The following is a 16,369-nucleotide window of genomic DNA, read 5'->3' as shown; positions in this document are numbered from 1 at the left end:
GCGCAATCGCCACCCCGCCCTTTTTATGAGGATGTGACCCATGCTTAAGACCATCGATTCACTCGGCGATCTCGCCGGCAAGCGCGTTCTCGTACGCGCCGATCTCAACGTTCCGCTCGACGGCACGACCATCACGGATGATGGCCGTATTCGTGCTTCGCTGCCGACCATCAACGCTCTTCGCGAGAAGGGCGCGCGTGTCATTGTGACCGCTCACCTCGGCCGTCCCAAGGGCGCGCCGGATCCCAAGTTCTCCCTCAAGCCCGCCGTGGATCGGCTGAGCGAGCTCCTCGAGGCGCCGGTCGCGTTTGCGACGGACACCGTTGGCGAGAGCGCCAAGCAGACGGTCGAAAGCCTCGGCGACGGCGATGTGGCCGTTCTCGAAAACGTCCGCTTCAACGCCGGCGAAACGAGCAAGGACCAGGCAGAGCGCGAGGCCTTCGCGAAGGAACTCGCCGCGCTCGCTGACGCCTTCGTTTCCGACGGTTTCGGTGTTGTCCACCGCAAGCAGGCGTCCGTGTACGACGTGGCTAAGCTCCTGCCGGCTGCGGCGGGCTCGCTCGTCGAAAAGGAGGTCGCGTCGCTTCGCAAGGTGACCGATGAGCCGGCACGCCCGTTCGTCGTGATTCTCGGCGGCTCGAAGGTTTCCGACAAGCTCGGCGTGATCGATAACCTCCTCGGGAAAGCCGATCGCCTCCTGATCGGCGGCGGCATGAGCTACACCTTCCAGAAGGCCCTTGGCCACGAGGTAGGCAAGTCGCTCCTTGAAGATGACCAGGTGGAGACGGTGAAGGGCTACCTCAAGCGCGCCGAGGAATCGGGCGTCGAGATTGTCCTTCCGGTCGACAACGTCGTGTCCGAGAACTTCGGGCCGGACGGCCCCGCCGACGTCGTGCCCTCGAACGAAATCCCGGCCGAAAAGGAAGGCCTCGACATCGGCCCGAAGACCCGCGAGCTGTTCGCCTCGAAGCTCGGCGATGCCGGCACGGTCTTCTGGAACGGCCCGATGGGCGTATTCGAGTTTGAACTCTACGCAGACGGCACCAAAGCTATCGCCGAAGCGCTCGCCGACTGCCCGGGCTACACGGTCGTGGGTGGCGGCGATTCCGCGTCCGCGATCCGCAACCTCGGCTTCGACGAAGCGCGCTACTCGCACATTTCCACCGGTGGCGGTGCGAGCCTCGAGCTTATCGAGGGCAAGGAGCTGCCGGGTATCGCCATTCTTGAGGAGAAGTGATCATGACTCGTACACCGCTTATTGCAGGCAACTGGAAGATGAACCTCACCTACATCGAGGCGCAGGCGCTCCTTGAGGACCTCGTCGAGAACCTCAAGGAGGCCGGCCACAAGGCCGATGCCATCGAGGTTGCTGTTCTTCCTCCGTTTGTTGACATCCGCACTGTTCAGACTGTTCTCGATGGTTCGGGTTCCGGGATTGTGTACGGCGGTCAGGACATTTCCGAGCACGAATCTGGCGCGTACACGGGCGAAGTCTCGGGCGCGATGCTCAAGGCTCTCGGTGCAACCTACGCAGCTGTTGGCCACTCGGAGCGCCGGCAGTACCACGGCGAGACCGAGCAGGTGACCAATGCCAAGGTCAGGGCTGCACTCGCGAACGATCTTTCGCCGATTCTCTGCGTAGGCGAGCCGCTCGAGGAGCGCAAGGCCGGCAAGCACGTCGAATACACCCTCGCTCAGGTCGAAGGTGGCATCGAAGGCCTCTCGGCCGAGGACGTCAAGAAGATCGTCATTGCCTACGAGCCCGTGTGGGCGATCGGCACCGGCGAAGTCGCGACGAGCGAAGACGCGCAGGAAGTGTGCTGCGAGATCCGCGATCTGCTCCGTACGAAGTTCGGCGACGAGGTTGCCGATTCGGTGCGCGTGCTCTACGGCGGCTCCGTGAAGTCCTCCTCGATCGTTGACCTCATGCAGCAGGCTGACGTTGACGGTGCACTCGTTGGTGGTGCATCGCTCAAGGCCGATGAGTTCGCGAAGATCGCCACCTACAACGTCGCTGATTGATTTCCCTCACGAAGTGAGAACCTCGCTACGCGGCTCGGCCTTACGCTGGGCCGTGTAGCGTATTGTTAACCTCGTTTCCCCTATGTCAACCGAAGGAATCTCCCGGTCATGGAAATTCTCAAGATCGCTCTCTTCGTGGTTCTTGCGATCACGAGCCTCTTGCTCATGATGTTTATCCTCATGCACAAGGGGCGTGGCGGTGGCCTCTCCGACATGTTCGGCGGCGGCATTTCGACCGGTGCGGGCTCTTCGGGCGTTGCGGAACGCAACCTCAACATCATTACGACCGTCGTGGGCGTGGTGTGGCTTGGCTCGGCGATCGGTATCGCCGTGGTTGAGCGATTCATGTAGGGATCCTGGCGCGCCTCGCGCCGTTTCTCCCACACTGATTCTTTTTGCACCCGGGTGTACTTCGATGTCACCCGGGTGTTTTTCTTTCCCTCGAGCCAGTTTTCACTCTCCTCTGCGCCCCTTCAATCGGCTGATCGGAGTGGGCCCCGGGAAAGAAAGACTACCGATCAAGCAAAAGCGCGAGGGTGCTGGCGCTGAGCTGCCCCGGGGCGGATTGAGCTCCGACGGTGGCAAAGCTTGCGTCGGATCCGAATACTTCGCCTGCGAGCCGGCTTACCCTGCCTAGATGCCCCATCGCTATCGTGATGAGCGGGTGCTCAAGGCGCCTCTTCGCGTCGAGGCTTGCGCTGAGAAGGGCGAGGACATCCTCGGGACATTGCGGCATCACCGCGAGTTTCGCGATGGCCCGCTGCGGGGGTGCGAGGGTCGTCATGTATTCGAGCATCGCGAGCATCGCCTCGCGCGGGGGAGTGGACTCGAAGTAGTGACGCGAGAGGACAACGGGAATGCCAGAGGTCTCGGTAGCTTCGAGAACGGAGCTGATGGCAGCGGGATGCCGCGCGATCTCGACATCGAGTGCCTCGGCGAGACCGGATTTCGCGATTGCCCCGAGCAGTTCGGCGTAAACGTCGTCGGTAACGCTCCACGTGCCACCCTCGCTCGCGGTGCGGATCGTCGCGAGCAGCGGATGCGAGGGAGCGGCCGCGCGAACAGCGCGGAGCGCATCGATAATGGTGCTCTCGGCCTGGGCCAAGGGAACGTCGGCCCCGCCCAGGAGATGATCGAGACGCACCTCGAGGATGTCCACGGGTACCTCTCGCGCCAGCGCCGCGTGCTCCCTTAGTACGCTCACGCTTGAACCGAGCACGGGCGCGATGATCGCCGTCCTGTGGCCTTCACCGAGGCTGACTTCGCCAATCATCACGCCCGTCGTCATGACTTTCGTTCGCCTTTCTTCACCGCGATCCACAGCTGTGGCTCGCACTCGTGGCTTACAGGAAGTGCGCTGCTTCCTTGTCCAGGAACCACGTCGTCGATTCCGTACCCCGCACCGCCGAGGCCGGGCAGGCCGCAGCATCGACCTTCCCATGCGCCGTCTTTACCGCCTGCGCCTTATCGAAACCCGCGACAAGGAAGGACACGTGACGCGCGCTATTGAGCACAGGCCAAGAAAGCGAAATGCGCTCCGACGGTGGCTTCGGGGAATTGCGCACGGGAACCGCGTAGGCCGATGTCGCCCGAGCATCCCGGTGCTCCGGGAAAAGCGAGGCGACGTGGCCGTCAGGGCCGACCCCGAGCAAAAGCACATCGAAGTAGGCCTCGCCCTGTGTCGTGAACGCTGAATCGCTTCCCTGGATCGTGAGCTGCTGCCCGTACCACGCGGCCGCCTCATTAAGGCTCATACCGGCGTCGGAACCGGGAATCGTATGCACGTTGTACACGGGGATACCCGCGCCGGTCGTCAACGCCGAGATCACGGGGCGATCGTTGCGGTCCGAGGACTTCGTCGCGACGAAGCGTTCGTCACCCCACCAGACGTGCAGCTTCGACGTGTCGACCTCAGCGAACTCAAGCGAGATAGCGATGCGCTCCGCCGTCGCCGTTCCTGCACGCCCGCCCGTGAGAACGAGGTGGGCGATACCGCGCTCCTCAATAGCGGCGGCGATCCGAGCCACGGCATCCTTCGCCACGGCCTTCACGACGGCATCCATATCGTCCGAGACAACGTTGGACGACTCGGGCTTGCCCACCGCGAAACTGTTCGGGTCACCGGTCAGCGGGAATGCCGCGGCGAGGACATCGCCGTACACGTCATCGGGGTCGAGACGGCGAAGCTCCTCGCTCAGCAGGTCGTACATGGTGCGCTTCGGCATCGTCACGAACTGGTCGTCATTGTTGCCGGGAAGGCTCATCGTGATGCCCTCCTCACTCGAGCGCATAAGGCGGATATCGCCGTCGTCGCGGTGAAGGGTCACGGCGCTCAGGCCGTGATCGGCTTTGACGACCTTAAATTCGACCGGAACATCTTCGCCGAGCGAGCGCTGGAGCCAGGCCTGCATGAGCAGCGACGACGGATTGTTTTCGAGCCCTTCGATAGTGATGGCTTTCGGCGTACCTGCGGGCGGGTAGTCGTACGCGGTTGCGACGAGACCGCGCCAGTTGGTGATGCGCGACCACGACAGATCGGAATCGCCCGACTTGTAGCCGCGGGCGAGACGCAGAAGGGACGACTTCGGGCTTTCACACTGGTAGACGTCGGTGATGCGGCGCTGCGCGATTGCACCGAGCGGATCCTGCGACGGTGAGGCCGGCGGAGTGTAAGGCCACCACGTGACGATGGGGGCATCGGGAAGTAGAAGCGGCGTGATGAGCGTGTCGAGGCCAGCATTCACGCGTCCGTGCGCGCGCAAAATGATGACCTCGCCCGCGCCGGCATCCGTACCCACCCGGATTTCCGCATCGAGGGCATCGCGATCCGAGTCGTGCTCGGTCACGATCACAATGATCCGTGCTGGATGCTCTTGGCTTGCCCGCACCGCGGCTTGGATCGGCTCGTCGAGCGAGCCGGTGTGCGTCACGATGACGAGCGTCGCGACGCGGTTGAGGGAAATGAGTCCGTCCTCTTCGCGCAAATCGCGAAGCTTAGCGCCGATCTGCGAAGCTGTCGTGTTCTCAAGTGTCGAAATCATGGACGCCTCCAAGTGCGGCCGTCGCGGGCCATCATGTCGTGTGCAGTCTGCGGGCCCCATGTGCCTGAACGGTACGGGGCGGGCGGCATATGCTCATCCCAGAACTCGAGGATGGGGTCGAGGATCTTCCAGGAGAGCTCCACTTCCTTTTGACGGGGGAAGAGAGGGGGAGCGCCACGCAGAACGTCAAGAATGAGGCGTTCATAGGCCTCGGGGGATTCCTCCGTGAATGTCGATCCGTACGCGAAGTCCATGTTGACATCGCGCACTTCCATTTGGGTACCGGGAACCTTCGAGCCAAAACGCATTGTCACACCTTCATCCGGCTGGACGCGGATGACGACCGCGTTTTGGCCGAGGTCTACGGTGTCGGTATCGCGGAAGGGAAGGAACGGCACCTGCTTATAGACAATCGCGATTTCCGTGACGCGCCGCCCGAGGCGCTTGCCCGCACGGAGGTAGAACGGCACGCCGGCCCAGCGGCGAGTATTGACCTTGAGCTTGATCGCCGCGAAAGTCTCGGTAGTCGAGTCGGGCGAGATACCGTTCTCTTCGAGGTAGCCGTTGACCTGTTCGCCGCCTTGCCAGCCGCCGACGTACTGACCACGGGCGGTGCCTTCGGCGAGATCCTCTGGCAGTTCGACTGCGGCGAGGACCTTTTCTTTTTCATTACGAAGCTCGGCAGCATCGAACGTGATGGGTTCTTCCATGGCCGTCAGGGCAAGAAGCTGGAGCAAGTGGTTCTGGATGACGTCGCGCGCGGTTCCAATACCGTCGTAGTACCCGGCGCGGGTGCCGATCCCGATGTCCTCAGCCATCGTGATCTGCACGTGGTCGACATAGCGCGAGTTCCACACGGGCTCGAACATCTGGTTCGCGAATCGGAACGCGAGCAGATTCTGCACCGTTTCCTTACCGAGGTAATGGTCGATTCGGAAGATTTCTTCGGGCTTAAAGACTTTTTCGACGATGTCGTTGAGCTCTCGTGCGCTTTCGAGGTCGTGCCCGAAGGGCTTCTCGATGACGACGCGCCGCCACGAATGTTCGGAGGGAGTGTTGAGGCCCGATTGTGCGAGTTGTTCCGCGACCTGAGGGAAGGCGCTGGGCGGGATGGAGAGGTAGAAGGCATGGTTGCCGCCCGTTCCCCTCGAGTCGTCGAGCTCGCTTACCACTCGCGTGAGTTCTTCGAAGGCTTCAGTGTCATCAAAGGCACCCGTGACGAATCGAAGGCCGCCTCTGAGTTGTTCAAACGCGTGCTCGTTGAAGGGGGTGCGTGCGTACTTCTCTACGCTTTCGCGCATGTAATCGGCGAAGTCGTCGTGGCTCCAGTCGCGTCTACCGAAGCCCACGAGGCCGAACGCCGGGGGGAGTAGACCGCGATTGTGCAAGTCATAGATTGCGGGAAGGAGCTTTTTGCGGGCGAGGTCGCCCGTGACTCCGAACATGACGACCGAGCACGGTCCAGCGATGAGGGGGAGGCGACGGTCGCGCGAATCGCGCAGAGGGTTGCCTGGTGCAGCTTCGTTCTGCCTCACTATGGTCCTTTGGTAGGTATTGACTTCTGTCGCGGCCGTGCCCGCGCACCCAAAGGACGGGGCGCGGGCACGGCGCGTAAAGGGGTGTTACTGTGCGGCCGAGGCGGCGTCACGAACCGCCGAGAGGAGGTCCTCCCAAGCGGCCTCGAACTTTTCGACGCCTTCGCGTTCGAGCACGGCGAAGACATCGTCGAGGTCGATTCCGGCGGCGCTGATGGTTTCGAGGGTCTCGCGTGCGGCGGAGAGGTCGCTCTCGGTGAGGGGGCCCTCGATACGGGCATGGTCGGCAACGGCTTCGAGGGTTTTACCTGGAACCGTATTGACGACCGGATTGCCGACGAGGCGGTCCACGTACATCGTGTCGGGATAGGCCTCGTTCTTCACGCCGGTTGATGCCCACAGGGCGCGCTGCGGATTCGCGCCCTTTTCCTTGAGGGCGGCGAAACGATCGGAGCCGACATACTCGAGGTATTCGGCAAACGCAGCCTGCGCGTTGGCGAGGCCGGCCTTGCCGAGAAGGTCGAGGGCATCGCCGCCGATGGCTTCGAGGCGCTTATCGATTTCGCTGTCCACGCGGGACACGAAGAAGGAGGCCACCGAGTGGATGCGTGAGAGATCCACGCCGTTTTCTGCTGCCTTCTCGAGTCCGCTGAGGTAGGCATCGATCACCTGGCGGTAGCGCTCGAGCGAGAAGATGAGCGTGACATTCACGCTAATGCCCTCAGCGATCGCACGGGTGATCGCCGGGAGGCCCTCGTCGGTCGCGGGGATCTTAATCATCACGTTCTCGCGGTCCACGAGTGCGCTAAGGGACTTCGCCTGCTCGACGGTCGCGTCCTCCTCGTGCGCGAGGCGCGGATCGACCTCGATCGACACTCGACCGTCGAAGCCGTTCGAAGCTTTGTAGGTCGGCGCGAATACGTCGCATGCATCGCGCACATCGCGCGTCGTCAGCTCCGTGATGATTGCATCGGCATCGAGGCCGCGCGAAGCCGCGTCGGCGATTGCACGGTCGTAATCCGACTTGCCCGCGATGGCCGCCTTGAAGATCGCGGGATTCGTGGTGACACCGACGATGTTGCGTTCGCTCATGAGCTTTTCGAGGTCTCCGGTGTCGATGAGTGCACGGGAGAGATCGTCGAGCCAGAGGGAGACGCCAAGGTCGCTGAGCTTTTGCGTCAGTTCGGTCATGGCAAAACCTTTCGGGAGGTGTTCGGTTGAGCTGAGTATCCGATTGATTGGCGGTTACTTACGAGCTGCAGCGAGGGATTCTTTCGCCTTCGCCGCAACGTTTTCGGCCGTGAAACCGTACTTCTCGAACAGGAGCGAGCCCGATGCCGACTCACCGTAGTGCTCGAGCGAGACTGCGCGTCCTGCGTCACCGAGGAAGCGATACCAGGGCATCGCGATCCCGGCTTCGACGCTCACGCGCGCTTTGACGGTGCTGGGAAGAACCGATTCGCGGTACTCCTCGCTCTGCTCGTCAAACCACTCGACGCAGGGCATCGACACGAGTCGCGTGGGAATGCCTTCGGCTTCAAGTAGCTTCTGCGCGCCTGCAGCGTGCTGGACCTCGGAACCCGTCGCGATCAGGATGACCTCGGGCTCACCGTTGGAAGCGTCCTTCATGACGTAGGCGCCCTTGTCGAGGTTGTCCGCGCTCGCATACTCCTCGCGGTCAAAGGTGGGAACACCCTGGCGCGTGAGGATCAGACCAGCGGGACCCTCGTCGCGCTTGAGGACCGCTTTCCACGCTTGAGCAGTCTCGTTCGCATCAGCCGGTCGCACGATCGAGAGGTTCGGGATTGCGCGGTAGGCGGCGAGGTGCTCGACAGGCTGGTGGGTGGGGCCGTCTTCGCCGAGGCCGATTGAGTCGTGTGTCCACACGTAGATCGCGGGAGTCTTGCACAGCGAGGCGAGGCGCACCGAGCCGCGCATGTAGTCGGCAAACTGGAAGAACGTGCCGCCATACGGGCGTGTAAGGCCGTAGAGCGAGATTCCGCTCAGGATGGCGCCCATCGCGTGCTCGCGAATACCGAAGTGGAGGGTGCGGCCGTACGGGCTGCCCGAAAAGTCCTTGGTTTGGTTGGCCTCAGGAATGAACGACGGCTCGCCCGCCATAGTCGTGTTGTTGGAGCCCGCGAGGTCAGCCGATCCACCCCACAGTTCAGGAAGAACGGGAGCGAGGGCAGAGAGGACTTTGCCGGAGGCAGCGCGGGTCGCGAGGCCCTTCTCGTCGGCCTCAAAGACCGGCAGCGCCTCGTCGAGATCCGTGGGAAGGTCGCGGGCGATCAAGCGGTCGTACAGCGCCGCGGCATCGGGATTCTCGGCGCGCCACTCTTCCACCTTGGCATCCCATTCGCGATGCTTCTGGGCACCGCGCTCGATGAGGGCGCGGGCGTGTGCGAGAGCTTCTTCGTCGATCTCGAAGGTCTTTTCGGTATCGAAACCGAGGATGTCCTTGAGCCCGGCGATGGGCTGATCGCCAAGTGCGGATCCGTGAGCAGCGTGGTCTCCGGACTTGCCGGGGGTCGGCCATGCGATCACGGTGCGGAGGCGAATGAAGGTCGGCTTGTCAGTGACCTGCTGGCCGGCGACGATTGCGTCCTTCAGCTCCTTGAGGTTTTCGACGTACTCGGTGCCGCCATTGGTCCAGTCCACGGTGCGCACATCCCAGCCGAGGGCCTGGTAGCGGGCGGCGGTGTCCTCGGTAAAGGCGATGTTGGTATCGCCTTCGATGGAGATCTCGTTGTCGTCCCAAATGACGATGAGGTTGCCGAGCTGCTGCGTGCCGGCGAGGGAGGAGGCTTCGTGGCTCACGCCCTCTTCGAGGTCGCCGTCGGATGCAATCACGTAGGTGAAGGTGTCGAACGGGCTCTCGCCGGCGGGGGCGGTGGGATCGAGGAGGCCCCGAACGCGGCGCTGCGCCATGGCAAAGCCTACGGACGATGCAATTCCCTGGCCGAGCGGACCCGTCGTCATTTCGACACCGGCCGTGTGGAAGTTTTCGGGATGGCCCGGGGTCTTCGAGCCCTCGGTGCGCAGCGCCTGAAGGTCTTCAACCTCGAGGCCGAAGCCGCCGAGGAAGAGCTGGAGGTACTGCGTGAGGCTCGTGTGACCGCACGAGAGGATGAAGCGATCTCGGCCGAACCAGTCCGGATCCTTGGGATCGTGGTTCATGATGTCCTGGTACAGGAGGTAGGCAGCAGGGGAGAGGCTCACAGCCGTGCCCGGGTGCCCATTGCCGACCTTCTGTACGGCTTCCGCGGCGAGGATCCGCGCGTTGTCGATGGCACGCTTGTCGAGATCGCTCCAGCCCTCGGGGGCTACGAAATTGCTACTCACGAAAGTTCTTTCCCTTCCATCGGTTGATCCATCTCAAGCGCCGAGGGCGGGACCGGATCGGCGCGAGGGGCCAAAATCGTGTTGATAGTATCGCGCGAAATTGGAGGATAGGTGACTGCTGTCTCAGGAAATGCAGGAAACAAGGGCTCAGCGGCGGCGCCGGCACGCAGCTGTGCCGTGTGGGTCCGACGGCTGCTCGGCAAGCGTCGGACCTGGACGTCTAGTTGCACTGACCGGGGACGTTAGTTGACTTGCGTGGCATCGCCCGGTCTCTGTATCCTCGGCCGCATGTACTCAGGCATCGCCTCGATGAAGCTGCGTTCCGTCCGCTGACGGCGGCGGGACCCCTTATGACCTCTCGTCTGCCGTCCTGGCCATCTGCCGGGCGGCCGCTTCGTGGTGCCCGGCTCCATGACGAGCTGAGAGTACACAATGCCAACCACAGAACCTTTACAGTCATGTGCTTGGATCGGGACATCCCAAGGATCCGCTGCACACATCCGCGCTGAATCACTCCACCTGACACTCGGCGACAGGCCGCTGCTGAGTGGGACTGACGTCACCGTCTCCACCGGGTCGCGACTGGCGATCGTCGGCGACAACGGCCGGGGCAAGACCACCTTGCTCCACATACTGGCGGGGATCTTGAAACCCGACTCGGGAGTGGTGACCCGGGTGGGTTCCCTCGTCCTGGTCAAACAGGACATGGCCACCGAGGGCGATCGCACGGTCGGTGACCTCATTGCCGAGGCTACCGCCCCATCCAGGGCCGCTCTGCAGGCCCTCGACGTGGCTACCGCGGCGCTGGCCGCGGGCGATGACGCGGCCGACGCCTATTCCGCCGCACTCGAGGCGGCCACGCGGCTGGACGCCTGGGATGCAGACCGCCGTGTTGACATCGCCCTGGCGGGCCTGGACGCCTGTAGCGACCGCGATCGGGTCCTGTCGACCTTGTCGGTCGGTCAGCGGTACCGGGTACGGCTGGCGGTCGCCCTCGGATCGACCCCTGACCTGTTGCTGCTGGACGAGCCCACCAACCACCTGGACGCGGCAGGGCTGTCGTTCCTGACTGAGCGCCTGCGGCACCACCCCGGTGGCCTGGCCTTAGTCAGCCACGACCGCGCCCTGCTGCGCGACGTGGCGACCAGCTTCCTGGACCTCGACCCGACCCGCGATGGCCTTCCGCGCACCTACGCGGGCGGTTACGAGGGCTGGATCGAAGGGCGGCAACGAGAACGGGCCGCCTGGGAGCAAGACTATGCCGCCCAGGTCGCCCGGCATCAGGAACTGACCCGCGCCGCCGACGACGCACGCTCCCGCCTGTCGCAAGGCGGTTGGCGACCCGACAAGGGAACGGGCAAGCACCAACGGGCTACGCGCGCTGCCGGGGTGGTCCAGGCTTTCAACCGCCGCATCGTGGACCTAGAGCGTCATCAGATCGACGTGCCAGAGCCACCGCTGCGGTTGGCATGGCCCATATCGTCAGCGCGGACCGGTCAGAACATCGTCAACGCCTCCATGCTCACCGTGACTGACCAGTTGACCACCCCGGTCTCGGTGGACATCAGCGGTGGAGACCGGTTGGTGGTCACCGGGCCGAACGGTGCTGGGAAGTCCACACTGTTGGGGCTTCTCGGTCGGCGACTGGCCCCGAGTACAGGCCAGCTGCGGGTGAACCCGAGGGTGCGCGTCGCCCTGTTGTCTCAAGAGGTCCCTGACTGGGACGACGCCCTCCCCGCACACGTGGTCTACGAGACGTACCTGGCCACGCAGGGCCGCCGATCACAGGCACCCTCCCTCGGCTCACTCGGGCTGCTTGAGCCCGCGGCAACCCGCACACCCGTGGGGCACCTGTCGCAAGGGCAACAACGCCGCCTCCATCTGGCCATGTGCCTGGCGGTGGACCCGGACCTGTTGCTCCTGGACGAGCCCACCAACCATCTGTCATCGAGCCTCGTCGACGACATCACCACCGAGCTCCTGCGGACCTCCTGCGCCACGATCGTCGCCACGCACGACCGGCAGATGCTCGACGACCTCACCGACTGGCCCCACCTCAGCCTTGCCCCAAAGGACCTGCCATGAACCCCCTTCGCCCCTTGTCCGTCCCCGGCTACCGACCGCTGTTTGCAGCGATGGTGCTCACCGTCTTCGCCCAGGGTGCCTGGGCCCTCTACTTAGCCATGCAGACCCTCGACCTGGGCGCCACGGCGGCCACCTTGTCGGGTGTCGTGGCGTGGAGCGGCATCGGCCTGCTCGCAGGTTCCTTGCCCGCCGGGGTACTTGCGGACCGCGTCGCCAAGAAGTCCGTCATCGTCGGCGTCCTCACTGTCAACCTCGCCACCTCGACGACGACCTCCACCGCCGCCATCTTCGACGCGGCCACTTTCTGGATGCTGGCAGTGTCCGCGTTCATCATCGGCGTCTCGACCGCCTTCTTCTTCCCGGCCTACACCGCGCTCGTGCCCGTCCTCGTGGGAAGCGACGACCTGATGGCCGTCAATGGGCTCGAAGGGACCACCCGGCCGCTGGTAGGACAGACCCTCGCCCCCGGTGTCGTCGGTGCCGTCATCGGCGCGAGCGTGCCCGCCGCGGGCGGGTACCTCATCGCCGGCGCGGTCGGACTCGCCCTGATCGCCGCCCTGCGGCTTCCTGCCCCTTGCTCAGCCGAGACCGACGCCGAAGCTCCGGCCACCTCTGCGCTGCGGGACCTGCTCGACGGGTTCGGCTACGTCGCCCGCACGCGCTGGGTTCGCTCCAGCGTGCTGTTGGCGGCCGCCATGGGCCTGGCCGTGACCGGCCCGCTGGAAGTTCTCCTGCCCGCGCTTGTACGTTCGACCCATGACAACGGTCCGGCTGTGTACGGAGTCGTCCTCGGAGCTCTGGGCGTCGGCGGCCTGGTGGGTTCCCTCGTCGCCGGCTCATGGCCCACCCCCTCACACTTCCTGCCCGTAATGGTCGGCGCATGGGCACTCGGCTGCCTTCCACTGGCCATCTCCGCATTCACCAACAATCCGTGGATCATCAGCGCCGGACTGGCGGTCTACGGTGCGTCGATCGGAGTCGGGATGGTCATTTGGGGCACGGTCCTGCAGGAACACGTACCGCTGGAGATGCTCGGCCGAGTCGCCAGCCTCGACTTCTTCATCTCCATCGCCTTCATGCCACTGTCCATCGCACTCACCGGACTCCTCAGCCGACACATCGCCGCTGCCAGCTTGTTCATCGCCGCCGGACTCGTGCCGCTCGCCACGACGATCCTCCTTGCAGTCCTTGGGCAACTCCGAACGCCGCGGACGACGCCCGTCGCAGCAGGTGAGGAGTGATGCACGCCAACGCCACCCTGACACCTCGCCACCGGCTCAAGGTGGCTCAGCTCGTCGTCGACGACGGTAGGCCCATCAGCGAAGTCGCCGCTCGCTTCAAGGTCTCCTGGCCGACCGTGAAGAGGTGGGTCGACCGCTATCGCGCCGGCGAGTCGATGCAGGATCGCTCGTCCCGGCCGAAGACCTCACCGAACAAGACGGACAAGGCGACGACGAAGCGGTGCGTCAGCCTGCGGATACGGCTGCGTGAGGGCCCCGTGCAGCTCGCCGCCCGACTCGGCATCGCGCCCTCAACCGTCCACCGCATCTTGGCCGGTGCCCGACTGAACCGGCTCTCCTACGTGGACCGCGAGAGTGGCGAACCGATCGGCCGGTACGAACACCCCACCCCGGCTCCCTGGTCCACGTGGACGTGAAGAAGCTCGGGAACATCCCCGACGGTGGCGGCTGGCGCTACGTCGGCCGCCGCCAAGGCGACCACAACCGAACGGCGACACCGGGTAAGCCGAAGAGCAAGTGGCACAACCCCAGGCTCGGGTACGCGTTCGTGCACACCGTCATTGACGACCACTCCCGCGTCGCGTACACCGAGGTCCACGACGACGAGACCGCCGTCACCGCGGTCGGGGGCCTGCATCGGGCTGTGGCGTGGTTTGCCGATCGCGGCGTCTCCGTAGAGCGGGTGCTGTCCGACAACGGTGGCGCCTATCGCTCGCACCTGTGGCGGGACACCTGCGAGGCCCTCTCGATCCCCCCGATGCGGACGCGTCCGTACCGGCCGCAGACCAGCGGCAAGGTAGAGCGCTTCCACCGGACCATGGCCGACGGGTGGGCCTACGCCCGCTGCTACACCAGCGAGCAAGAACGACGCGACGCCCTGCCGGATTGGCTGCACCAGTACAACCAGCACCGCCCGCACACGGCCTGCGACAACCAGCCGCCGTTCTCACGATTGATCAACGTCCCCGAGCAGTACATCTAGTGGCGTGACTTACCCGAGAGATCCTGGCTCCCGGCCTCCCGGGCGACTATTGTGGAGGGACGTTAGGCCCTTCGCTGTGGTCAATCCCGATCACAAGGCCCTCCCCAGCCTTTTCGTCCACGCAATCGAGGAACGCGAGTGAATCAGAGCCCCGGCACGACCACCCTTTCCCATGAGGCGACGGCGCAGCATGGAGGCGGAAGTGACCGCTCGCTCCGCCGTACCCTCCTCGCGTACGTTGCTCTCACAAAGCCGCGCATTATTGAGCTCTTGCTCATCACCACTATCCCCACGATGTTTCTCGCGGCCGGTGGTTTCCCGTCGTGGCTGCTGATCCTCAACACGATGGTGGGCGGCTACCTCGCCGCCGGTGGCGCGAACGTCCTCAACATGTATCTGGACCGCGACATCGATGCGAAGATGAAGCGCACGAAGAACCGCCCGCTCGTCACGGGTGAGGTTTCGCCGCAGGCTGCTCTCGCGTTCGGGCTCGCCCTGTGCGCGCTCTCGGTGGTGTACCTGTGGGCGTTTGTCAACGCGCCTTCGGCACTCCTCGCGCTCGGCGCGATCCTGCTGTACGTCGTGTTTTACACGATGATCCTCAAGCGCCGCACGAGTCAGAACATCGTGTGGGGCGGGATTGCGGGCTGCATGCCGGTATTGATCGGCTGGTCAGCTGTCACGGGGGGCGTTTCATGGAGCGCGTTCTTTCTTTTCCTCGTGATCTTCTTTTGGACGCCGCCGCACTACTGGCCGCTCGCCGAGCGTTTTACGCAGGACTACGCGCGCGCCGAGGTTCCTATGCTCCCTGTCGTGAGCTCGCGCACGACCGTCGCGAAGCACATGGTGTTCCACACGGTCATGATGCTGCTGTGCTCATTTGCGATTATCCCCCTCGCACCCACCGGCATCGTGTACACGGTGAGCTCGATCGTGTTCGGCGGCTGGTTCTTGTTCCTGGTTGTGCGATACGCGGTTCGCGTGCGGCGCGGTATGACCGGTTCAAAGCTCAACCCCATGGGGGTATTCCACGCGTCGATCACGTACCTCACGCTCGTGTTCGTTGCGCTTGCCATCGACCCCTTCGTGGTGCTGTAGAGAGACCTCATGCCCCAGCGCGTCGACAGCGCTACACGCCTTGCCGAATCCTTCCTCACGCACCTTCGCATCGAACGAGGATTGAGCCCCAACACCGTCGCTGCGTACCGCCGTGATCTCACGCGGTACCTGTCGTATCTCGACGAGAGCGCGATCGATGTGCGCGATGTTCAAACGCCCACGATTGCGGGGTATATCGGTGCTCTGCGGGAGGGGAGCGCGGGAACTGCTCCCCTTGCGCCTTCGTCAGCGGCGCGAGCGCTCGCTTCGATCCGTGCCTTCCACCGCTTCCTTGATGAAGAGAACGAAACGCGAACGGGCGATCCGGCGGCGCGGGTACGCGAAGCCTCCCGTCCTTTGCGCCTTCCCGATGCCTTGAGCGTTGAGGAGGTAACCGCGCTTATCGATGCGGCGTCGGGGCCTTTCACCGGGGGACTTGCCTCCGAGCGCGCCCTTCGCAACCGGGCCCTCGTCGAGGTGCTCTATGGCACTGGCTGCCGCATCAGCGAGGGGCTCGCGCTCGACGTTGATGACACTGCGCTAGCCGATCAGATCATTCGCGTGCGCGGAAAAGGCAATAAAGAGCGTCTTATCCCGCTCGGGCGCTACGCCCTCGAGGCACTCGAGGCATACCTCACTCGGGCTCGTCCAACGTTTCTCGCGAAGGGGAGCGGAAGCCCTGCGATCTTTCTGGGCAACAGGGGCACGCGCCTGACGAGGCAAGCCGCCTTCGCGATCGTCAAGACCGCAGCCGAGGATGCGAAGATTACGGCGCACGTGAGTCCTCACACGCTGCGTCACAGCTATGCGACGCATCTTCTGGAAGGTGGGGCCGACGTCCGCACGGTGCAGGAGCTGCTCGGACACGCCTCAATCACGACGACCCAGCGCTACACACACCTAGGCCAACAGGCGCTTCGAGAAATACACGCGAGCTCTCATCCGCGAGCGCTGTAGCGGGGCGCGGGTGGAATTCGTATCCAGGGCTGCCGGTTAGACTTATTTTCATGGGCCGCGTGC

12 protein-coding genes and 1 pseudogene are annotated in these 16,369 nt (G+C 64.1%); 8 read left to right on the top strand and 5 right to left on the bottom strand.

The genetic code is table 11. From position 1 onward, the window contains the following. Positions 1-40: 40 nt before the first annotated feature. The 3 genes from pgk (at position 41) to secG (ending at position 2,373) form a co-directional block, all read left to right on the top strand. The gene (pgk, locus tag HMPREF3157_RS08165; protein ID WP_070436069.1) at positions 41-1,237 is read left to right on the top strand and encodes a phosphoglycerate kinase; all 1,197 of its coding nucleotides are present in this window, start codon (positions 41-43) and stop codon (positions 1,235-1,237) included. Positions 1,238-1,239: 2 nt separating this feature from the next. Next, on the top strand, positions 1,240-2,022 hold the full coding sequence (tpiA, locus tag HMPREF3157_RS08160; RefSeq protein ID WP_083288160.1) for a triose-phosphate isomerase: 783 nt from the start codon (positions 1,240-1,242) through the stop codon (positions 2,020-2,022). A gap of 108 nt (positions 2,023-2,130) precedes the next feature. Next, positions 2,131-2,373: a preprotein translocase subunit SecG gene (gene secG, locus HMPREF3157_RS08155; protein WP_061211971.1), complete on the top strand. Its 243-nt coding sequence runs from the start codon at positions 2,131-2,133 to the stop codon at positions 2,371-2,373. 160 nt (positions 2,374-2,533) lie between these two features. On the opposite strand, the gene aroD is transcribed toward secG, so the two are convergent. From aroD to tkt, 5 genes are all read right to left on the bottom strand, one after another. After that, positions 2,534-3,310, bottom strand: coding sequence for a type I 3-dehydroquinate dehydratase (aroD, locus tag HMPREF3157_RS08150; protein ID WP_070436068.1), 777 nt, complete (start codon positions 3,308-3,310; stop codon positions 2,534-2,536). A gap of 55 nt (positions 3,311-3,365) precedes the next feature. Next, complete coding sequence (gene pgl / locus HMPREF3157_RS08145; RefSeq protein ID WP_070436067.1) at positions 3,366-5,063, bottom strand: 6-phosphogluconolactonase; 1,698 nt, start codon at positions 5,061-5,063, stop codon at positions 3,366-3,368. Further along, positions 5,060-6,598: a glucose-6-phosphate dehydrogenase gene (zwf, locus tag HMPREF3157_RS08140; RefSeq protein WP_016664603.1), complete on the bottom strand. Its 1,539-nt coding sequence runs from the start codon at positions 6,596-6,598 to the stop codon at positions 5,060-5,062. Before zwf ends, pgl begins: the two co-directional genes overlap by 4 nt. Before the next feature lie 87 nt (positions 6,599-6,685). Next, positions 6,686-7,789 (bottom strand): transaldolase, encoded by a 1,104-nt coding sequence (gene tal / locus HMPREF3157_RS08135; protein WP_016664602.1) that lies wholly within the window; start codon positions 7,787-7,789, stop codon positions 6,686-6,688. 54 nt (positions 7,790-7,843) lie between these two features. After that, on the bottom strand, positions 7,844-9,943 hold the full coding sequence (gene tkt, locus HMPREF3157_RS08130) for a transketolase (protein WP_016664601.1): 2,100 nt from the start codon (positions 9,941-9,943) through the stop codon (positions 7,844-7,846). 432 nt (positions 9,944-10,375) lie between these two features. Between tkt and HMPREF3157_RS08125 the strand changes: the two genes are divergently transcribed. The 5 genes and pseudogenes from HMPREF3157_RS08125 to HMPREF3157_RS08105 all read left to right on the top strand — a co-directional run bounded on the left by HMPREF3157_RS08125 (position 10,376) and on the right by HMPREF3157_RS08105 (position 16,306). Continuing rightward, on the top strand, positions 10,376-12,028 hold the full coding sequence (locus HMPREF3157_RS08125) for an ABC-F family ATP-binding cassette domain-containing protein (RefSeq protein WP_016664600.1): 1,653 nt from the start codon (positions 10,376-10,378) through the stop codon (positions 12,026-12,028). Then, positions 12,025-13,269 (top strand): MFS transporter, encoded by a 1,245-nt coding sequence (locus tag HMPREF3157_RS08120; protein ID WP_016664599.1) that lies wholly within the window; start codon positions 12,025-12,027, stop codon positions 13,267-13,269. The genes HMPREF3157_RS08125 and HMPREF3157_RS08120 overlap by 4 nt, the downstream gene beginning before the upstream one ends. Further along, positions 13,266-14,251 (top strand): annotated as a pseudogene (locus tag HMPREF3157_RS08115) (IS481 family transposase). Before HMPREF3157_RS08120 ends, HMPREF3157_RS08115 begins: the two are co-directional and overlap by 4 nt. Before the next feature lie 138 nt (positions 14,252-14,389). Continuing rightward, entirely contained in the window at positions 14,390-15,349 is a 960-nt protein-coding gene (locus HMPREF3157_RS08110) for a heme o synthase (RefSeq protein WP_070436066.1), read from the top strand. 9 nt (positions 15,350-15,358) lie between these two features. Beyond that, entirely contained in the window at positions 15,359-16,306 is a 948-nt protein-coding gene (locus HMPREF3157_RS08105; protein ID WP_070436065.1) for a site-specific tyrosine recombinase XerD, read from the top strand. Positions 16,307-16,369 lie beyond the last annotated feature (63 nt).

The sequence above is a fragment of the Dermabacter sp. HMSC06F07 genome (assembly GCF_001807345.1).
Classification (GTDB): domain Bacteria; phylum Actinomycetota; class Actinomycetes; order Actinomycetales; family Dermabacteraceae; genus Dermabacter; species Dermabacter hominis.
This window is presented reverse-complemented; position numbering and strand designations above follow the sequence as displayed.